18 protein-coding genes are annotated in these 19804 nt (G+C 71.0%); 10 read left to right on the top strand and 8 right to left on the bottom strand.

Translation table 11 applies throughout. From position 1 onward, the window contains the following. Positions 1-583 (top strand): tetratricopeptide repeat protein (locus D7V77_RS28430; protein WP_368666204.1); only part of this gene is annotated, 583 nt, incomplete at its 5' end. A 9-nt stretch (positions 584-592) separates the two neighbouring features. Here D7V77_RS28430 and D7V77_RS28425 read toward each other — a convergent pair. Beyond that, complete coding sequence (locus D7V77_RS28425; protein WP_120579440.1) at positions 593-1450, bottom strand: hypothetical protein; 858 nt, start codon at positions 1448-1450, stop codon at positions 593-595. A gap of 7 nt (positions 1451-1457) precedes the next feature. After that, positions 1458-2762 carry a hypothetical protein gene (locus D7V77_RS28420; protein ID WP_120579439.1) on the bottom strand — a complete coding sequence of 435 codons (1305 nt, stop codon included), beginning with the start codon at positions 2760-2762 and terminating at the stop codon, positions 1458-1460. A gap of 297 nt (positions 2763-3059) precedes the next feature. Here D7V77_RS28420 and D7V77_RS28415 point away from each other — a divergent pair, with 297 nt between their 5' ends. From D7V77_RS28415 to D7V77_RS28400, 4 genes are all read left to right on the top strand, one after another. Further along, a complete protein-coding gene (locus D7V77_RS28415; RefSeq protein ID WP_120579438.1) occupies positions 3060-5372 on the top strand; it encodes a glycosyltransferase family 39 protein in 2313 nt (770 codons plus the stop codon). Next, the gene (locus tag D7V77_RS28410) at positions 5369-6328 is read left to right on the top strand and encodes an ABC transporter ATP-binding protein (protein ID WP_120579437.1); all 960 of its coding nucleotides are present in this window, start codon (positions 5369-5371) and stop codon (positions 6326-6328) included. The genes D7V77_RS28415 and D7V77_RS28410 overlap by 4 nt, the downstream gene beginning before the upstream one ends. A 2-nt stretch (positions 6329-6330) precedes the next feature. Next, positions 6331-7131 (top strand): ABC transporter permease subunit, encoded by an 801-nt coding sequence (locus tag D7V77_RS28405; RefSeq protein WP_120579436.1) that lies wholly within the window; start codon positions 6331-6333, stop codon positions 7129-7131. Positions 7132-7326: 195 nt separating this feature from the next. Beyond that, positions 7327-8373 carry an SPFH domain-containing protein gene (locus tag D7V77_RS28400; protein ID WP_120579435.1) on the top strand — a complete coding sequence of 349 codons (1047 nt, stop codon included), beginning with the start codon at positions 7327-7329 and terminating at the stop codon, positions 8371-8373. A gap of 68 nt (positions 8374-8441) precedes the next feature. Here D7V77_RS28400 and D7V77_RS28395 read toward each other — a convergent pair whose 3' ends face one another. Both D7V77_RS28395 and D7V77_RS28390 read right to left on the bottom strand, forming a co-directional pair. After that, the gene (locus D7V77_RS28395) at positions 8442-8984 is read right to left on the bottom strand and encodes an FHA domain-containing protein (RefSeq protein ID WP_120579434.1); all 543 of its coding nucleotides are present in this window, start codon (positions 8982-8984) and stop codon (positions 8442-8444) included. A gap of 64 nt (positions 8985-9048) precedes the next feature. Then, entirely contained in the window at positions 9049-10782 is a 1734-nt protein-coding gene (locus D7V77_RS28390; protein ID WP_120579433.1) for a chromosome segregation protein SMC, read from the bottom strand. 29 nt (positions 10783-10811) lie between these two features. On the opposite strand from D7V77_RS28390, the gene epmA reads away from it, so the two are divergent. The 3 genes from epmA to D7V77_RS28375 are packed head-to-tail and all read left to right on the top strand — an operon-like array spanning position 10812 to position 13284. After that, positions 10812-11825, top strand: a complete 1014-nt coding sequence (epmA, locus tag D7V77_RS28385) for an EF-P lysine aminoacylase EpmA (protein ID WP_120579432.1) — start codon at positions 10812-10814, stop codon at positions 11823-11825. After that, positions 11825-12562 (top strand): 1-acyl-sn-glycerol-3-phosphate acyltransferase, encoded by a 738-nt coding sequence (locus D7V77_RS28380; RefSeq protein ID WP_233597283.1) that lies wholly within the window; start codon positions 11825-11827, stop codon positions 12560-12562. Before epmA ends, D7V77_RS28380 begins: the two co-directional genes overlap by 1 nt. After that, the gene (locus D7V77_RS28375; RefSeq protein ID WP_120579430.1) at positions 12559-13284 is read left to right on the top strand and encodes an inorganic pyrophosphatase; all 726 of its coding nucleotides are present in this window, start codon (positions 12559-12561) and stop codon (positions 13282-13284) included. The genes D7V77_RS28380 and D7V77_RS28375 overlap by 4 nt, the downstream gene beginning before the upstream one ends. An 84-nt stretch (positions 13285-13368) precedes the next feature. Here the strand turns inward: D7V77_RS28375 and D7V77_RS28370 are convergent, their stop codons facing one another. Continuing rightward, positions 13369-14067, bottom strand: coding sequence for an MmcQ/YjbR family DNA-binding protein (locus D7V77_RS28370; protein ID WP_199733905.1), 699 nt, complete (start codon positions 14065-14067; stop codon positions 13369-13371). Between the two features lie 199 nt (positions 14068-14266). On the opposite strand from D7V77_RS28370, the gene D7V77_RS28365 reads away from it, so the two are divergent. Together D7V77_RS28365 and D7V77_RS28360 are read left to right on the top strand one after the other, a co-directional pair. Next, entirely contained in the window at positions 14267-15712 is a 1446-nt protein-coding gene (locus D7V77_RS28365) for a nicotinate phosphoribosyltransferase (RefSeq protein WP_120579429.1), read from the top strand. Between the two features lie 42 nt (positions 15713-15754). Continuing rightward, complete coding sequence (locus tag D7V77_RS28360; RefSeq protein ID WP_120579428.1) at positions 15755-16723, top strand: nicotinamidase; 969 nt, start codon at positions 15755-15757, stop codon at positions 16721-16723. A gap of 13 nt (positions 16724-16736) precedes the next feature. On the opposite strand, the gene D7V77_RS28355 is transcribed toward D7V77_RS28360, so the two are convergent. The 3 genes from D7V77_RS28355 to D7V77_RS28345 form a co-directional block, all read right to left on the bottom strand. Beyond that, the gene (locus D7V77_RS28355) at positions 16737-17852 is read right to left on the bottom strand and encodes a glycerate kinase (RefSeq protein WP_120579427.1); all 1116 of its coding nucleotides are present in this window, start codon (positions 17850-17852) and stop codon (positions 16737-16739) included. Between the two features lie 82 nt (positions 17853-17934). Beyond that, the gene (locus D7V77_RS28350) at positions 17935-18429 is read right to left on the bottom strand and encodes a YkgJ family cysteine cluster protein (RefSeq protein WP_120579426.1); all 495 of its coding nucleotides are present in this window, start codon (positions 18427-18429) and stop codon (positions 17935-17937) included. Between the two features lie 64 nt (positions 18430-18493). After that, the gene (locus D7V77_RS28345) at positions 18494-19645 is read right to left on the bottom strand and encodes a class I SAM-dependent rRNA methyltransferase (RefSeq protein ID WP_120579441.1); all 1152 of its coding nucleotides are present in this window, start codon (positions 19643-19645) and stop codon (positions 18494-18496) included. Positions 19646-19804 lie beyond the last annotated feature (159 nt).

Genomic DNA, 19804 nt, shown 5'->3' with positions numbered 1-19804 from the left:
GCTGGAGGGGGTGGGGGGACGGACGCACCTGGTGGCGTGGTTCGTGCCCCGCGGAGAGTGGGTGTACCGGCTCGTCTTCACCTGGCCACAGGCCTATCCCGCATACGCGCGGGTGGCGGAGCGGATGACGGCGGACGTGCGCTTCGAGGAACCCGCGAGCCTGCGGGTCGCCCGGGCCCGGGCGTTGCTGGTGCCGGGCGTGGCGGGGCCGCTGCGGGAGCTGGGGCATGCGCTGCGGCGGTGGGGGCTGCCGGCGGATGCGGTGGAGCCCCTGGCGTCGGCGGTACGGCTGGCGCCGACCCAGGTGGACACGCGCGTGGAGTTGGCCCGCGCGTACTTCGAATCCGGGCAGGTGGAGGCGGGCTGTTACTCGGCGGCGGAGGCCCGGGTGTACGGCCCTTCCGACACGGGCGCGCTGGAGGCAGGCGTGCGCTGTGCCCTGGCGCAGGGGGATACGGCAGAGGCCTTGCTGCGCCTGGAAGAAGCCCGCCGCGTGGACCCTCGGGATGCACGCCTGCGCGCGGCCGAGGGTGCCTTGAAGGCGGCGGTCGAGGCGCCGGGGCCGGCTCCCCAGAGGCGGTGATGCGGAAGTTCAGCGCTCGCCGAACGGGCGCACCGCGAGCCCCGCGCCCAGCATCCCCTCGTCGCGCCGGTAGAGGCCCGCGTCGTTCCGCACGCCCGTGGCCGTGAGCCGCGCGAACACCGGCGTGTCGTTGACCGCGAGGAGCACGTGCTCCAGCGCGACCTCGCCCCGCGCCCGGAAGTGGGAGCCGCCGTCGAAGTCGAAGCTCCAGCCGGCGAGCCCCGTCGCGCGCAGGGCCCACCTGCCATCCCGCGTCTCCCAGCCCGCGTCGAGCAGCAGGGACGTGAAGGGGGACACTTCGTTGCGCGTGCCCTCCGGTGAATGTCGCAGCGCATGGCTCGCGGCGGGGCCCACGGCCAGCCAGCCCCACTCCGTGTTCGTGCGGAGTGGATCCAGCAGCAGTCCCACGCGGCCTGTCTCCAGCGTCCAGCCCGGACCCTCCCAGACGCGCCGCTCCAGGTGCGCCGCGCGCAGGGCGAGGGCCACGTCGAACGGGAAGGGGATGTGCCGGGGCCGGCCGATGGTGACGAGCAGGGAGCCTTCCTCCACGTGCCTGCGCAGCAGGCCGTCGTACGCGGTGAAGGTCAGCCCCTTCTGCTCGCCGTTCCACGCCTCCGTCATGAGCAGCCGGTGCGAGTTGATCCACAGCGAGTCCGCCTTGCTGTCGCTCGAGCGCACCGTGCGGACAAGCAACCCCGTGCGCACGGCGAGGGCCTCCGCGTCGTCCTGCACGCGCAGCGCGGTGCCCAGCACCCAACCGGTGCCGGGGTCGAAGCAGGTGGGGAACGTCTTCCCGGCCGCCGTCTGCCCCTGGCAGGACAGGCCGGGCGCGGTGCCCAGGAGCAATGCCAGCGCGAGCGCCACCATCCCGGACCTAGCCCTTCCCGGGAGAGGACGTCGGCGCGGACCTTCTGGCCGGGGCCCACAGGGAGAAGCGCAGGCCCGCTTGCGCGGACCACTCCCAGCCGGCGGGCGCGTTCGCCACGTCATCGCGCCACGTCCCGCGTCCGTCCAACGTCACACTCACGGGCTGGTCGTTGATGGCCAGGGCGATGACCTCATAGCTCGCGCGCAGCCGCAGCCGCTCCGGACGCAGGGGCCGGCCCGCCACGGCTTGTGCGAGGAGCACCTTCTGCGCCTCGACGCCGAAGCGCACGTGGTGGAAGCCGTCCCGGTCCAGGGTGAGGTCCCCCTCCAGCGCCGCCGCGGGAACGAGCGTGAAGAAGCCGTTCGTCCGGTCGCGCTCCAGGGCGGGACCGGCCCGCAGGCGCACGTAGGAGACGAGGTCGCTCGAGTGCCACAGGTCCAGCGTCACGTCTGTCGCGGCCACGGTGAGGAAGTCCGCGTGCACGTTCTCGCGGCGCACCTGTTCGCCGTGGAGCACCTCCATCCAGAAGCCCAGGTTGGCGTAGATGTCGAAGCGCCGGGGGCGGCCGTAGAAGGTCGTCACCCGGAAGAGCGGCGCGTCATTCTGGCTGCGGAAGTCGTAGCGCAGGAGCGTGGCCTCGTAGGAGGGCGCGTCCCCCAGGTACAGCTCCGTCTCCAGCAGCGTCATCCGGTGCAGCCGGTCCGAGTCCCCCGGCCACTCCAGGTCCACGCCGAAGTCCACCCGCACGCGTTCCTCCAGGCGGTCCGTCTCGCGCATCCAGCGCGGCGCCCAGGCCCCGCCCACGTAGACGCGCCGGTGCAGGTCGAAGTTGTACTGGAGCACCCGCCCGCGCTCGTCGCGGTACCAGCCCGGCGGCGCCTCCGCGATGGCGGGCACCAGGCGGTACTGGCGCACCGTCTCCGTGGGCATCAGGTTCGGCACGCACCCGTCCACCCGCTGCAGGGGCTGGTCCTTCTCGTGGCCCTCCGAGTCCAGCTCATAGGCGGGCGACACCAGGCACTCCATCTTCACGTCGTCGCAGCGGGCGCGCCACGCTCCAGAAGGAACGTCGGGCGTGGGCGGCAGGGCGAGGCACCGCACCTGCCCGTCGTAGGGCTGCTGGGGAGACGACGCGTTCGGGACGGCCATCTGGAAGTCCCACGGCTCCGGCTCCGCGGGAGGCTCCGGCGTCGCGGCCGGCGCTGCTTCCACTGGCGTTCCGACCGGAGCTTGCGGAGCCTCCGGTGCTTCCGGCGCCTCCACCTGCCCCAGCAGGAGGGCGCATCCCAGGGTCACCGCTGAAACCAGCATCACTGCTCCTCGTCGAAGTTGAGCGGCCCTTCGCGTTCCGGCCACGCGGTCAGGCTTGGTGATGGGGGGCCCTTACAAGGCCCGTGCCCCTGGCCGGAGCACGGCCTTTCGCGGACTTGCCCGTGCGGCTGTGCAGGCGCCTGCACAGCCCCTGTGCACGCGGAAGCGCGTGCGCTGGCGCGAGAACGACGCACCCCCTTCCAGGTCGGTCGACCGGCGGGGGTGGCGGGGATATAAGCCCCCCGGCCCCATGGGGTTCACGGTGGCCCGTCCCGGACGACGAAGGAGCACGCGCGCGTGGCAAGCGACGTCGAAAAGAACTCGCAGGGGGATTCCACCTTCACCCAGGCCATCCTCGGTGATGACACCCTGACGTCTTCATGGGGGCGGCGGTGGCTGGCCCTGTCCTTCAGCGCGCGCGTGGTCCTGGCGACCGCGGGCTTCGCGGCGCTGCTCTTCGTGCCCTACCTGGGCGCGGTCGGCCTGTGGGACCCCTGGGAGACGCACTACGGCGAAGTGGGCCGGCAGATGATCCAGCGCGCCGACTACGTCTATCCCTTCTGGGAGAACGCGTGGTTCTTCTCCAAGCCGCCGCTCACCATGTGGATGCAGGCGCTGGGGATGAACATCGTCGGCGCGCTCCGGGGCGACGGCGCCATGGGGCTCTACACGGAGTGGGGCATGCGCATGCCCTTCGCGCTCCTGAGCATCACCGCCGTGGCGCTCCTGTCGCTGGCGGTGGCGCGCACCGTGAACATGCGCGCGGGCCTGGCCACGGGCTTCGTGCTGGCCACCATGCCGCTGTACTTCCTGCTCACCCGGCAGACCGTCACCGACACGCCCTTCGTCACCACCTTCGTGTGCGCCATGGCCTGCGCCATCATCGGGCAGTTGGATGACACCACGAAGCACCGCGCGGGCTGGTGGTACGCGTTCTACGTCTTCGCGGGCCTGGCCACGCTGGCCAAGGGCCTGCTGGGCGTGGGCCTGCCGGCGGTCATCCTGGTGCTGTACGCGGCCGCTGGCGTCATCCCGTGGACCCGCGAGAGCCTGGAGGCGCACCTGCGCTGGCTCACCAGCGGCGAGGTCCGCGCCCAGGTGCGCGCGGGCACGCGGGCCATGCCCGTGCTGTGGGCGCAGATGTACCGGATGAAGCTGGGCACGGGCATCCTCGTGTTCGCGGCGGTGGCGGTGCCCTGGTACCTGACGCTCGTGCTCTTCGACGGCGTGGACGACGAGGGCAAGCTGTTCTGGTACCGCTTCTTCATCCACGACCACCTGAACCGCCTCACCGCGGGCGTGCACACCACCACGCCGGGCGGGTCGTTCACCTACTTCATCGAACAGGGCGGCTTCGCCATCTTCCCGTGGGTGGCGCTGCTGCCCGGCGCGTTCGCGGTCGTGTCGCGCCTCAAGCTGCGCTCGCGGGACAAGGCGGACCACCTGGCGCTCATCGCCGTGCTGTGGGTGGCGTTCGCGTTCTACCTGCTGGCCTCCAGCGCGACGAAGTTCCACCACTACGTGTTCCCGGTGCTGCCGGGCCTGGCCATCCTCATCTCGCTGTTCGTGGACCGGCTGTGGAAGGACGGCGTCTCCGAGCACGCCGTCAGCCTCATCTTCGGCCTGATCCTCTTCATCCTGGTGGGCAAGGACCTGGCGGAGAACCCCAAGGACTTCACCGACCTGTTCGTCTACAACTACGATCGGCCCTATCCGCAGGACCTGGTCACCAAGCCCATCGCGTTCTTCTCCTCGCGCCCGCTGTGGATGGGCGACCTGGTGACGCTGGTGCTCCTGGCCTTCGGCGTGTACCTGGCCTTCGACGCGTTCTCCTCCAAGGCGAAGCTGGAGCGTCCGGCGGCGGCGCGCGCGGTGGCGCTGGGCCTGCTGCTCACCGGCGGGGCCACGCTGGCGGCGGTGGCCACGCAGGGGCAGGTGTCCGCGATGGGGCTGTGGGGCGTGGCGCTGGTGGCGCTCGCGGGCTTCCTCATCTGGCAGGCGTCACGGCCGGAGGAGGCGCCGGGGCGCACGGTGCTCCAGGCGGTGGGCTTCGGCCTGGCGCTGGTGGGCGTGGCGCTGGCGGTGCGCGGCTTCAAGGGGCCGCCCGCGTCGGACGCGCTGTTCAAGGCCCTGTCCGGCACCATCAACGTGAAGGTGGGCATGGGCTTCGCGTTCGGCGTGGCCGGCGTGCTGGCGGCGGTGGCCGCGCTGCAGCGCTCGCGCGTGCTGCTGTTCAGCACCTTCTGGGGCCTGGCCGCGGCGTTCGCGCTCTGGTTCAACTGGGGCCACTGGGTGGACCTGTCCCACCACTGGACGCAGCGCGACCTGTTCTGGCGCTACTACGACCAGCGCAAGGCGGGCGAGCCCATCGCCGCGTACATGATGAACTGGCGCGGTGAGACGTTCTACTCGCGCAACACGGTGGAGCAGTTCCGCGCCAACGACGCCAACACGCGCATGCGCCAGTACGCGGCGCGGCCCGGCCGTGAGTGGGCGCTGGTGGAGCACAACCGCGTGAACCTGCTGCGCACCGCGGTGGGCTCCGACAAGACCGTCACCCTCGTGGACCGTGACATCAACAACAAGTTCGTCCTGGTGACCATCGAGTGAGCATCCTCGTCCCGCCCCCGCTCGCGGAGGCCCCCGCGAAGGGAGGCCTGCGCGTCCGCGGTCTGGCGAAGCGCTTCGGCGAGCGCACCGCCGTGGAGGACCTCACCTTCGACGTGCGGCCCGGCGAGGTGTTCGGCCTGCTGGGCCCCAACGGCGCGGGCAAGACGACGACGGTGCGCATGCTGACGGGGCTGCTCAGGCCCTCCAGCGGCGACGCGGAGGTGTGGGGCCACTCCGTCACGCACGACGGCGAGTCGCTGCGCAAGGTGGTGGGCCTGCTCACCGAACAGCCCGGGCTCTACGACCGGCTCACCGCCCGGGAGAACCTGCGCTTCTTCATGAAGCTGCATGAGCTGGACGAGTCCGTCGCGTGGCCCCGGGCGAAGCACTACCTGGATCGCTTCGGGCTGGGCGGCCGCGAGGACGACCCGTGCGGCGGCTTCAGCAAGGGCATGCGGCAGAAGCTGGCCATCGTGCGCACGCTGGTGCACGACCCGCGCGTCATCTTCCTGGACGAGCCCACCAGCGGCCTGGACCCGGAGTCCGCGCGCACCGTGCGCGACGCGGTGGCGGAGCTGGCCTCCGAGGGGCGCACCATCGTGCTGTGCTCGCACAACCTGGCGGAGGTGGAGCGGCTGTGCGAGCGCGTGGCCGTGGTGCGCCGCCGCCTGCTGGCGCTGGGGCCGGTGCGCGAGATGCGCCGCGCGGGCCAGTCACTGGACGTGCGCGTGGAGGGCGACGCGCAAGGCTTCGTCACCGCGCTGGCGGCGCTGCCCTTCCGGCCCAACGTGCTGGTGGAGGGCGGCCGCCTGCGGGTGATGCTGGCGGATGAATCCCAGGCGCCGGACGTGGTGGCGTGCCTGGTGCGTGCGGGGGCTCGCGTGCACAGCGTGGTGCCCGCGCAGCGGCCGTTGGAAGAGGTGTACCTGGACCTGCTGCGGGAAGAGGGGACGTGAGCATGGCCTTCCGGCCACGACGCGCGTTGGCGGTGTTCTGGAAGGACTGGCTGGACCTGCGCAAGAACGTGGGCCTGCTCGTGTCCATGGCGGTGCTTCCGCTGGTGATGGTGACGGTGCCCATCGGCGTGGTGTGGACGTACGTGCGGCAGCCGGACCACTCGGACCTGCGCACCGTGGCGCTCTTCTACGACCCCACGCTGCCTTTGGGCGCGAGCGCGGCGCGCTTCCTCGTCGACAAGTCGCTCACCGACTGGTTCGGCATGTTCCTGGTGATGCCCGTCTTCATCCCCATCCTCATCGCGTCCCAGAGCGTGGCGGGGGAGAAGGAGCGCCGCACGCTGGAGCCGCTGCTCGCGTCGCCGGTGTCCGCGGCGGAGCTGGTGGCGGGCAAGTGCCTGGCCGCGCTGGTGCCCGCGGTGGTGCTGACCTGGGTCGCCTTCGCGCTGTTCTGCGTGGGCGTGGACTGGGTGGCGTGGCCGCTGGTGGGCGCGCCGCTGATGCCCAATGCGCTGTGGGGCTTCGGCGTGTTCGTGCTCGCGCCGCTGTTCGCCTTCTTCGGCAACGGCGTCGCGGTGCTCATCTCCGCCCGGGTGAGCGAGGCGCGCATGGCGCAGCAGCTGGCCGCGCTGGTGGTGCTCCCGCTGGTGGGGCTGGTGGGAGGCCAGGTGGCCGGCGTGCTCAAGGCGGGCCCGGGGTACTACGCCATCCAGGGCGCGGTGGTGCTGGTGCTGGACTTCATCCTGCTGGCGGCCAGCATCCGGTTCCTGGACCGGGAACGTCTGGTCAGCCGCTGGGGTTGAGTCACTGGCGGGTTGGAGAGTGGACTGCCAGGGGGCCGGCCGGCCGGGCAGGCGCCCGTGAAGCTGTTATGTTCCGGGCAGGATGCCGGGGGAAGCGCACTGGCGCTTTCGCGCCGGCGGCCCCGCATTTAGGGGATGGGGTTACGAAGCTTTGAAGACCAGCCGCCCAGGCGGCCACGGAGGCGCTGAACAGACATGGGGATCTTCGACAGCATCAAGGGCGAGGCGCAGCGGAACTTCATCGCCCGCGCGGACAGCGCGAAGGGTGAGATCGTCTACAAGTATCCGGAGAAGAACGTCCGGATGAAGACGCAGCTCACCGTGGACGCGGATGAGGTGGCGCTGTTCGTCAAGGACGGCAAGGTGGAGGGGAAGCTGGGGCCCGGCCGCCACACCCTGGACACCAACAACATCCCGTTCCTGTCGCGCCTGCTGGAGAGCTTCACCGGCGGCAACATGTTCATGGCGGAGCTCTTCTTCGTCTCCAACCGTGAGCACACGGGCGTGAAGTTCGGCGGCCCCATTGGCGACGTGCGCGACCCGGAGACGGGCCTGGGCATCGGCACCATGGTGTACGGCGACTTCTCCATCCGCGTGACGGAGCCGGAGAAGCTGGTGGTGGGCCTGGTCGGCATGGGCCGCGCCACCAACGAGGAGTTCCTGGGCTGGTTCAAGGGCCAGGTGCTCAAGGTGACGCGCGACCGCACCGCCGAGCTGCTGGTGAAGAAGAAGTGGCCGCTGCTGGACGTGACGAGCGGCGCCTACGTGGAGGAGATGGAGCAGGAGATCCTCGCCGGCCTGAAGCCGCACGTGGACTCCTACGGCCTCACCATCGTCCGCATGGGCAACTTCGTCGTCAGCATCAAGCCCGAGGACGAAGTCACCCTGAAGAAGCTGTCCAAGGACGTCGCGTACTCGCGGCTGGCGGGCGGCTTCCAGCAGTACGCGCAGGGCCAGGCGATGCTCGGCGCGTCCGAGGGCATGGCCAAGGGCGGTGGCGGATCCGACGGCGCCATGCAGGGCATGGGCATGGGCATGGGGTTCGGCATGGCGCAGATGTTCGCCAACCAGCAGAACAACCCGCAGCAGCAGCGTCCCGCGGAGCCCGCGCAGGCGGCCGCTCCCGCGGACACGCGGAGCCCGGCTCAGCGCCTCAAGGAAATCAAGGAGCTGAAGGACGCGGGTGTGCTCTCCGACGAGGAGTACGCCGCCAAGCGCGCGGAGCTGATGAAGCTGCTGTAGTCCCGCTGCTTTCGCGCTGACGCATGAGGGCCCTGTCTCCTGCTTGGGAGGCGGGGCCTTCGCGCGTTTCAGGGGGCGGGTGTGCCCGGCACGGCGAGGCGCAGCTGTTCGTGCAGCGTCTCCGCGCGCAGGTAGAGGAACTGCACGTCGCCGAAGGCCAGCGTGGCGCCGTCGTGGAGCATCACCTGGGCCTTGAAGCCCAGGGGCGCGCCGTTGATGAAGGTGCCGTTCATGGACTGGGCGTCGCGCACGGAGAAGTCCCCGGCGCCCGCGTTCCAGCGCAGGGTGGCGTGGTGCTGGGAGACGGAGGGCTCCGGCACCATCAGGTCGCACGCGTCGGTGCGGCCCACGGTGAACTCCTCGCCGTCCTGGTTCGGCTGGAGGAAGTGCACCTCCAGGTTGTCGAAGTCGCGCAGCATGGCGAGCAGCCGCTCCTCCATGCGCGAGCGGTGCGCCATCCCCACCGTGCGCATGCCCACCATGCCCGGGGCCACCACGGCCTTGAAGGCGGCGTCCACGGGCTGCTGGATGAGGGCGATAGCGCCGGACGCGGCCCGGAAGGACTCCAGCGAGGCGCCCGCGAAGGGACGGAGCTGTTTCACGGACACCATGGCCCTGGACCCTACGTGCAACCGGCGGGGACGGGAAGGGCCCGGTGGGGCGTCGAGGCCATGCCTACGAGGCCAGCGGCGTGGCCTGGGCCCGGGGCATCTGGGGTACCGGGGCCGGCGCCGGTGCCGGCGGTGGGGCCGGCTGCGCGGGCGTGTCGTCCAACCGGCGCAGGTCCAGCTTCATGGGCACCTGGAGCGTGGTGCTCAGCCGCAAGAGCAGCACGTCCGGCGCGAGGCCGTTCTCGCCAATCGCCTGCGTCACCTCGCGCGCGGAGGGCGCGGTGCCCCGGGCCCAGAGCTCCTTGAGGAACGCGCCCGCCTCCGGTGCGCGCCACCACGCCGGGCCGAAGCGCGCCTTCAGCTGCCCCTGGAGCTGCCCCGCCAGGAACCACGCACGGAAGCTGTCCGCGGACTGGTAGAAATCCTCCTGGTCCACGAGGTAGCGCTCCACGTCGTCCGCGGTCATGGGCATGGCGCCCGTGCGCGCCATCAGCGCACGGTACAGTTCGCGCGGGTCCACGTCCGTGCGGCGGTGCAGCTCCAACTGGTAGAGCAGCCGGCCCGCCGCGTGGCGGATGAGGTACAGCTTGTGCGCGCTGGAGGTCGCCAGGTACTGGGCGCGCTTGTCGGCATCCCCCAGCACTCCCGCGTTCTCCTCCAGCCACACCGGGTCCTCCAGCAGGTCCTCGAAGAGCGCGGAGTACGCCTCGCCCACGGTGGGGTTGCCCAGCCGCGCCAGTTCGAAGCGCTGCTCCTGCGTGAAGGCCATGTGCAAGAGGTGCCCCACCTCATGCAGCACGCGGCCCTGGTGCAGCACTCCCGTGCCCGGCTTGAAGGACAGCCTCACGTCGGACGGCACCTTCACCGACAGCGCCAGCGGGCGCGGGTTCTTCCGCGGCAGGTCGCGCGCGTCCACCTTCACGTTGGGCAGCGCGTTCAGGTCGATGCCCAGCCCCGCCACCGTGGCCTGCGCCTTCGCCAGCGACTCGCCCTTGGGGAACGCGTCCTCCACCTCGCGCGAGCGGAACAGGCGCGGGATGTCCGCGCGGGTGATTTGCGCGAAGGGCAGCCCCAGCTCGCGCTGGGAGAGCCGCTCCATCACCAGCCGGTACGGCTCCTGGGTGGCCTGGAGCACTTCTTCCGCCAGCTGCGCCAGCCGCTCCAGGTCCGCCTGCCGCAGCTCGCTGCCGAAGGCCTCGTAGGACTCGAAGCCCATCTGCTGCACCAGCTCGCGGGTGCGTGACTCGCGGCGCAGGAGCGTCTGGTTGAGGCGGGTGAGCGCGGGCGTGGCCGCCGCGTAGAGCGCCTTGCGCCTGAGGGCGCTCTTCTCGTTGGCGAGCAGCCGCTCCAGGTCGTGGTAGCGCACCTCGCGCCCGTCCACGCTCATCTTGAGGGACGCCTCCAGGTTGGCGGAGGCGTCGTTGTGCTCGGCCAGCTCGCGCGACAGGAACTCACCGGCGAAGTGCCCGTGGAGCGCGGTGAGGGCGCGCAGTTCGCGCGGGTCCTTGGTCAGGTGCCGCAGCCGGTCGATGCGCCGCAGGTTCTCCAGGCTGAAGAGCGCCTGCTTGCCGCTGTAGGTGGCGGCGATGTCCACCGGTTTGCCCTCCGTCCAGAAGTCCCAGACGAGCCGGTGCTGCTCCTCCAGGAGGAGGGCGGCCTCCGTGGACAGGGCGTTCACTTCGCCGGTCAGCAGTTCTTCCTCGCTGGGAGGGGGGACCACCACCGGGGGCGGCGCCTTGTGACAGGCGCTCAGCAAACACATGGTGGCGGCGAGGAGGGACGGAATCCTTGGGGACATGGGCCGCCCATGTTACTTCCGACCCGCCGATGCCCAACGTAAACCCATGGCGAGCGGCCCGAGGGCGCCAGGGCCTCTACTCCGCCCTGCGACAGTTCTTCGCTGGCCAGGGTTACCTGGAAGTGGAGACGCCGCTGCTCGTGCCCACTCCCGGCATGGAGCCGTACATCTCCGCCTTCGAGACGCCCTTCGTCCCGGAGACGGACCTGGGCAAGGCCCGCACGCTCTACCTGCACACCAGCCCCGAGTACGCGATGAAGCGCCTGCTCGCGCAGGGCGCGGGGCCGCTGTTCCAGATCTGCAAGGTGTTCCGGAACGGCGAGGTATCCCAGACGCACAACCCTGAGTTCACGCTGCTGGAGTTCTACCGGCCGCACGCGGACTACCACGCCATCATGGACGACCTGGAGGGCGCGCTGGCTGCGGCGGGCCGGGTGGCGGCGGACGCGAAGGAGGGTGACCCTGTCGCGGACCCCGCCTTCTTCACGCGCACGCCGTACGAGCGCGTGACTGTGCGGGACGCGGTGCTGCGCGCCACGGGCGTGGACATCCACGTGCACTCGGACGGCGCGTCGCTCAAGCGGGCCGCGGACGCCGTGGGCGTGCACACCGGGAGCTCCACGTCCTTCGACGACGTCTTCTTCCACCTCTTCCTGGAGCGGGTGGAGCGGGGGCTCGGCCACGAGCGGCCCACCTTCCTCATCGAGTACCCCGCGTCCATGGCGGCACTGTCCCGGCTGAAGCCCGGCGACGGCCGCGTGGCGGAGCGGGTGGAGCTGTACGCGAAGGGGCTGGAGCTGGCGAACGGCTTCTCCGAATTGACGGACGCGGTGGAGCAGCGCGCGCGGCTGGTGGAAGAGCAGGAGCTGCGCCGCAAGCTGGGCCGCGCCGTGTATCCCCTGGACGAGCGCTTCCTGGAGGCGGTGGGCCGCATGCCCCCCGCCGCGGGCATCGCCGTGGGGCTCGACCGAATCCTGATGCTGCTGCTCGGGGTCCAGCGCATCGAGGACGTCCTCCTGTTCCCCGCACACGGGTTCGTCTGATGCTCAAGGTGCTCCAGACGGTGTTCGCTGGCACGGCCACGGTGGGTCTCACGGGCGTGACGTCCGCGGCGGTGACGCTGCTGTCCGGGTTGGATCAGCACCCGGCGGCGGACAAGGTGCTGCGCGCGTGGGCCCTCTCGGGGCTGGCGTCCGCGGGGGTGCGGCATGAAGCCTTCGGCCTGGAGAACGTCCCCCGCGAAGGCAACGTCGTCTTCGTGAGCAACCACCAGTCGCACTTCGACGCGATGGTGAACTTCGCGCACATCGACAAGCACACGCGCTACGTCGCCAAGGCGGAGCTCTTCAAGGTGCCGGTGTTCGGCCGGGCCTTGCGCGTCGCGGGCAACATCCCCGTGCAGCGCACCGGCGGCGCGAATGACCGGGCCCGGCTCCAGGAGGCCGTGACGGCGCTGCGCGAGCGGGTCAGCGTGCTGTTCTACGCGGAGGGCACGCGCAGCCCGGACGGCGAGCTGAGGCCCTTCAAGAAGGGCGCCGCCACGCTGGCCATCCAGGCGCAGGTCCCCGTCGTCCCCATGGCCGTCGCCGGCACCCGGCTCATCCTCCCCAAGGGCGGGCGGGCCATCCAGTGGGGCCAGCGGGTCGCGTTGGTGGTGGGCAAGCCCGTGCCCACCGAAGGGCTGACGTTGGATGACCGGGATACCCTTACCCGCCGCCTGGAAGAGGCGGTGGCAGGGCTGTACGCCGAGGCGCGCGAGCGCTCGGGAGACCTTTCATGAAGAAGAGCACCCAGACCCAGTCGCAGGCCCACCCCTGGCATGGCATCTCGCCCGGGCCGGAGGCTCCTGAAGTCGTCACCGCGTACATCGAGATCGTCCCCACGGACGCCGTGAAGTACGAGATGGACAAGGAGTCCGGCATCCTGATGCTGGACCGGCCCCAGCGCTTCAGCAGCCAGTGCCCCACGCTCTACGGCTTCATCCCGCGCACGTACTGCGGCGAGCAGGTGGCGAAGCGCTGCGCGGAGCGCACCGGCCACAAGGACATCCACGGCGACGGGGACCCCATCGACATCTGCGTGCTGACGGAGAAGGTCGTCTCCAACGGCAACCTGCTGGTGCACGCGGTGCCCGTGGGCGGCTTCCGGATGGTCGACGGCAACGAGGCCGACGACAAGATCATCGCGGTGCTGGAGTCGGACCTCGTGTACGGCGAGCTCCAGTACATCGCGCAGCTGCCGCGCCCGCTGCTGGACCGCCTGAAGCACTACTTCCTCACCTACAAGCAGATTCCGGGCGAGGGAAAGCGCAGCGTGGAGATCGCGGAGGTCTACGACCGGCAGGAGGCGCTGGAGGTCATCCGCCGCAGCATGCGCGACTACGACAAGCTCTTCGTGGAGCCGGAGGCGAAGCCCGCGAAGAAGTCCGCGCCGGCCGCGCGCCGCAAGACGTCCGTGGCGAAGGTGGCGGCCAAGGGCCGCGGCAACCGGAGCGGGAAGTAGCCGCTTCCTGAAGTCACGACGCGCGGGAAGGGCAGGGCCCCGAAGGGCCCTCTTCCTTTCACGCGTGGGCCGTGTGGGGCCCGCCTACGAGCGGCGGGCGCGCTTGGGCGCGGAGCTGGCGGCGCGCTTGCCCCGGGCCGGAGCGGGGGCCTTGCGAGCCGTCTTGGCCTTGGCGGCGGAGGCCGTCTTCGACACCTTCTTGGAGGCCGTCTTCGACACCTTCTTGGAGGCCTTCTTCGCCACGGTCTTCACGCGGGCGGCGGCCTTCTTGGCCACGGCCTTCACCTTGCCCACGACCTTCTTCGCGACCTTCTTCGCGGCCTTCTTCGCCGGGGCCACGGCCTGGCGTACGGAGGGCTTCTTGCCCGTGGCGGCCTTCTTGGCCGGCTTCGAGGCGGGGCCGGGGACGGCGGTGCCCCGGGCGGGGAGCTGGTCCACGAGCTTCTTCGGCGCGATGGCGCGGTAGCTCTCGTCGATCCACGCCTTGATGACGGGCACCGGCACCTGCGAGGCCTCGTCGAAGTGGGCGGTCACCCAGCCGCTCTTTCCCAGGCCGTACTCGGTGGGCTCGGTGAAGGGCAGCGTGAGGGCGGCGTCCTTGGAGTCGGGCAGCTTGGCGGAGAGGTTCAGCTTCTCGCCGTCGACGGTCATGAAGAGGAAGGTCTTGTCATTGACCTTCATCGCGCGGTGGCCCCAGGGGAAGTCCTCGTGGGCGCCGGGGTAGCTCATCGCATGTTCGCGCAGTACCGCTTCGACCTTCTGCGTCTCGTTCTCTGCGGGCATGGGCACCTAGCTTCGTTGTGGGTCGGGACAGCTTAACCGCACCTGTCGCATCCAGCGTATTCCCCAATGTGTCGGTTGCTGACGGAAAGACAGGTGACGGGTCACCCGTGGTTTCCCGCATCCGTCGGAGCCCTTGGTCCTAGGTACGGGGTGGGGGGCACGCATAGTCTCGGGGTCAACGATAAGGAGTCGCTTCCCGATGCCCCAGTCCCTGCTCGCCACGGATGGCTACAAGTTCAGCATGGCGGAGGCCGGCTGGCCCCTGCGGAAGGAAACGTTCTACTACTCGCACCGCAAGGGCGGGCCCCAGGTGATGCCGCTGGACCTGGCGGCCTGGGTGAAGAACCTCCTGCCGGAGCCGCAGCCGGACGACTACGCGTTCCTCGCCCGCCACGACTACGAGATGGGCGTGGGCTTCAAGGCGGCCATCCTGCGCAAGGCGCAGCTGTCCGTTCGAGCCATTCCCAGGGGCGCGCTGTTCCTGCCGCGCGAGCCCATCCTCACCATCACGGGTCCCTCCGCGCTGGTGTCCTGGCTGGAGCCGATGCTGTTGCAGCTCAACTACCGCGTCCAGGTGGCCACGCAGGCGCTGCAGGACCGCGAGGCGCTGGCCCGGACGCTGGCCACGGTGACGTGCGAGGAGGAGAAGCGCATCGCCCTGGAGACGCTGGACCAGGTGGGTGTGCGGGCCGTGTCCATCCAGGTGGACCCGGAAGGTTACGTGCGGCGGGTGCGGGCGCAGGTGCAGGAGCTGGTGGACGTCGTCGAGGACCCCTCGCGCATCTTCGAGGTGGGCCTGCGCGCGGCGACCTGTCTGGAGCAGCACGAGCTGGCCCTGCGCGCGTGCCAGGAGGCGGGCGTGCAGCGCACGAGCAACGTGGAGGGCGCACGCGTGCTGGGCATGATTCCCGTGGGCACCATGGGCCACGAGCACGTGCAGCGCTACGGCTCCGACGACGCGGCCTACCGCGCGATGCACGAGCGCCGGCCGCAGCGCTCCAGCTACCTGCTGGACACCTTCGACACGCTGACGTCGGGCATCCCCGCGGCGTTCAAGCTCATCGCGGAGGAGCCGCAGGGCGGGGACTCCATCCGGTTCGACTCCGGGAACAAGAAGCTCCAGTACCTGTACGCGGTGACACGCGCGCGCGACCTGGGCATCAAGCCGGTCATCATCCTGGAGGACGGCCTGGACGCGCAGATGACGCGCGAGTTCGAGGAGCTGCGCAAGCAGGTGGGCTGGGAGCCGACGACGCAGTTCTACGGCTACGGCGGCCACATCGTGGCGCGCACCATGTTCCATGCGCTGACGCGCGACCGGGTGGCGGCCATCTACAAGCTGTCGTGCTCGGGCGCGACGCCGGTGATGAAGTTCGGCAACGAGCTGGCGGAGGGCAAGCAGAGCGTGCCCGGGACGCCCATCGTCTTCCGCCGCCGCACGGGCACGGGGCCACTGGGACTGGTGGGGCAGGCGGGAGAGGCGACGCCCCAGGGCTACTTCCCGCTGATGGAGGCGGCACCGTCCATGCCGACGCTGGTGGGGACCGAAGGCCTGACGCCGGAGGAACAGCGCATCGGCTACACTGCCACCACGCAGGCGCTGGTGGAGTCCATCACCCGGCGCCACTTCCCGCAGGGCCGCTGACGCCAAGGGCGCGGTGGCGCTGAGGGGCCTGGAGAGCACGTCATGCCGCTGCCGCTTCCCCGGTTCCACGACGACGCACGTGTCGGCCAGCTCTACCTGGAGCGCGTGGCGGAGGTCTCCCAGGAGGCCTGGCGCTACGCCGCCGAGCACCGCGTGCGTCCGGCCCGCGAGGACAAGGTCCGCATCGCCGCGTTCGGCATCGACGCGCAGGTGGGCTTCTGCACCCCGGGCGCGAGCCTCTTCGTCCCGGGCGCGGTGGAGGACACGCAGCGCACGCTGCGCTGGCTGTACGCGCACCTGGACCGGCTGACGGGACTCGTCTTCTCGCTGGACACACACCGGGCCTTTCAAATCTTCCATCCGGCCTGGTGGAAGGACGCGGAAGGGCGTCCGCCCGCGCCCATGACGGTCATCACCGCGAAGGACGTGCGGGAGGGCCGCTGGCGTGCGACGCGCCATCCAGAAGAGAGCCTGGCGTACTGCGAGGGGCTGGAGGCGAGCGGCCGGTACGTGCTGACCATCTGGCCGTACCACGCGCTGCTGGGCGGGCAGAGCCACGCGCTGGTGCCCGCGATGTACGAGGCGAGCCTCTTCCACGCCCTGGTGCGCGACACGCCCACGCACTTCGAGCTGAAGGGCGAGCACCCGCTGACGGAGAACTACTCCGTGATGGCGCCGGAGGTGACGGAGGTGAAGGGCCAGCGCGTGGGCGAGTTCAACGCGCGGCTGATGGAGCACCTGCTGACGTTCGACCGCGTGTACGTCTTCGGGCAGGCCAGCTCGCACTGCGTGCTGTCCACGCTGCGCGACCTGCAGCAGTACCTGGAGCGCACGGACCGCTCGAAGCTTCGGAACATCTACATCCTGGAGGACGCGATGAGCCCCGTGCCCGCGCCTCCGTTGGAGCCACTGCCTCCGGCGCTGGACTTCCCGCGCCTGGCGAAGGAAGCGCTGGCGGGCTTCAAGGCCGCCGGGATGCAGGTGGTGCGGACGACGGATCCGATTCCGTAGAGCTGCGCTGCCTCTACCGGCCCAGGTGCGCGAGCGCCCACTTCGCGGTGGCGTCGCGCAGCGTCTCCCTGGCGGTGGCGCCCGGGCGGGCCTGTCCGTTCAGCTCCACCACCTCGCGGAAGAGGGACAGCTCCGGCCCGTTGTCCCGCTGCACGACACCCGCGAAGAGCACCACGTGCGTGCCCTGCGCGCGCGCCAGCCTCGCGAGCGCCACGGGGCCCTTGCCCATGGACGTCTGCCGGTCGAAGCGGCCCTCGCCCGTGAGCACCAGGTCCGCGAGCAGCACGCGCCGCTCCATCCCCAGCGCCCGCGCCACCAGGTCATACCCGGACGTGAGCTTCCCGCCTCCGAGCGCCGCGAGCCCGTAGCCCAGGCCACCCGCCGCGCCCGCGCCCGGGAGGTTCGCGGCGTCCTCGTCCACGATGCGGCAGAACGTGGCCAGCGCCGTCTCCAGCTCCTCCACCGCCGCCGCGTCCGCGCCCTTCTGCGGACCGAAGAGGCGGGCGGAGCCGTCCGCGCCCAGCAGCGGCGTCGTCACGTCCGTGGCGATGAGCAGCTCCACCTGCTCCAGGCGCGGGTGCTTGCCGCTCGCGTCCACGCGCGAAAGCCTGGCGAGGCTCGCGCCCCCCGGCGGCAGCGGCGCCCCGTCCGCGTCCAGGAAGCGGAAGCCCAGCGCCTCCAGCGCGCCCTTGCCGCCATCCGTGGTGGCGCTGCCGCCCAGTCCGACGATGAGCCGCTCGCACCCCGAGTCCAGCGCCGCGCGCAACAACTCCCCCGTGCCGTGCGTGCACGCGGCCCGCGCGTCCCGTTGGCTCTGCGGCACCAGCGCGAGCCCCGAGGCCTGCGCCATCTCCACCACCGCCGTGCGCCCGTCATCCAGCCACGCCCAGCAGGCGTCCACCGGCGCGCCCATGGGGCCGCGCACGATGAGCTTGCGGCGCTCGGCCCGCGGCGTGCCCGCGAGCAGCGCGTCCAGCGTGCCCGGACCTCCGTCCGCGAGCGGCGCCACGTCCAGCACCACGTCCAGCGAGGCCTGCCGCAGCCCCTCCGCCATGGCGTCCGCGGCTTCGGCCGCGCTCAAGGTGCCCTTGAACTCCTGGGGCGCAAGCAGCCAGCGAGGGGGAATCATGCTCGGGCACCTACGGGCTTGGAACGCGCGGACACGGGGGGACTCCGGTGGGCGCTCCGCCACCGCGTCTGCAGCATGGACGTCATCGTTCCTCCCGGGCCGGGGCGGTACTGACCCCGGCATACCATTCCAGGAGGGGACGTGGCCCCCGCAGCGACGGCATCACGCGCTGTGAAATCCGCTCCAACCGCAGGAGGAGCTTGGACACCTCGTCCGACGGCTGCCGGGCGGGGCCCTGGATGCGCTGACAGAAGAACGTGCGGCACCCGAACGGCCGGTCCGCGTACACGGTGCAGCGCAGGCCCGCGGCGTCCAGGTAGGGGCAGGCGCCGTCGGCGCGAGGGGACGGGAGGGGCTTGCTGCGCTTGAGCAGCTCCCACTCCGGGAGCCACAGCCAGGGCTGGCGCTTCGTGACGGCCAGCTGGCAGCACTCACCGCTCGCGGGGCACGAATACGGGGCATACGCCTCGTCCGCCTGGCGGTAGACGGTGCGTGTCTCCTGGAGGGCGCGCTCCAACGCCCGCGTCCCGGACGCGGGGGTCTCGTCGTCTGCGTCGTCCCAATCCCGGCGCGCCATGACTGAACCGTTCCCGCACGTCGGGGTCCGCTCGATGGACCCCTTGGATGGGTCCTACCCTATCTCACAACATGCGCAGGACGAAACATTTGAGGTAGCGCGTCTCGCGCAGGTTGAGGAGGACGGGGTGGTCGCGGCCGGCGCCGCGGCGCTCGATGATCTGCACCCGGCGCTTCGCGTCCGACGCCGCGGAGGCGAGCATCTCCTCGAAGCCCTGCTCATCCACGTGGTACGTGCAGCTCGCGGTCACCAGGATGCCGCCGGGGCGCAGGAGCTGGAAGGCGCGCAGGTTGAGCTCCTTGTAGCCGCGCAACGCCGCCGGAATCGCGTCCTTGTTCTTCGCGAAGGAGGGCGGATCCAACACGATGGTGTCGTAGCGCTTGCCCTCGTCCACCGCGTCGCGCAGGAAGTCGAACGCGTTGGCCGTCACGACCTCCAGGTTGGAGAGCTTGTTGGACTGGGCGTTGTCGCGCAGCTGCGCGGAGGCGGACTCCGAAATCTCCACCGCCGTGACGTGCTTGGCGCGCGTGGCCAGCTGGAGCGCGAACCCGCCCACGTAGCTGAAGCAGTCCAGCGCCTCGCCGAAGGCGTAATGCGCCGCCATCACGTGGTTCTCACGCTGGTCCAGGAACGCGCCCGTCTTCTGGCCCTCCAGCAGGTCCGCGCGCATGCGCACCAGGCCCTCGTCGAAGGACACGGGGCCCGGCGGCAGCGCACCGCGCAGCAGGCCCTTCTCCGGGAGGAGGCCCTCCAGGTGGCGCACGCTCACGTCGGAGCGGTTGACCATGCCCTTCGGGTGGAACTGCTCCTCCAGCAGGTCCGCGATGAGCGCCTTGCGCTGCTCCATGGCGGGGACCAGGAACTGCACGCTGAGGTAGTCGCCGTAGCGGTCCACCACGAGCCCGGGCAGGCCGTCCGCCTCGCCGTGCACCAGCCGGTACGTCGTCTCGCCGGGCAGCGCCAGCTTGCGCAGCGCTTCGGCGGACTGGAGGCGCTGGCGGAAGAAGTCCACGTCCACCGCGACGTCGTCGTTGGTGAGCCAGCGCAGCGAAATCTTGGACTGCTTCGAATAGAAGGCCTTGCCCATGAACCAGCCGCGGCCGTCCACCACGCGGACGACTTCACCGCCCTGGAGGCCGGGGTCGCCGTTGAGGTCCGCGCGGTAGATCCACGGCGGGCCCGCGAGCCACCGGTCGGAGCCGCGGCGCAGGAGCATCACCTGGGGCGTGCCGTCCGGGCCCAGCTCTGGCGACGTGCGGTCCGGCCGGAGCTTCTCGGGGCGATGGCCGTGCTTCTCCGGGCGCTGGCCGGGCTTCTCCGGGCGCTGGCCGGGCTTCTCCGGGCGCTGGCCGGGGTTGCCGCCGCGTCCGGGGGG

The sequence above is a fragment of the Corallococcus sp. CA041A genome, from assembly GCF_003612075.1.
Taxonomy (GTDB): domain Bacteria; phylum Myxococcota; class Myxococcia; order Myxococcales; family Myxococcaceae; genus Corallococcus; species Corallococcus exiguus.
Note: the sequence above shows the minus strand (reverse complement) of the source record. Positions and strands in the feature narration are given on the sequence as shown.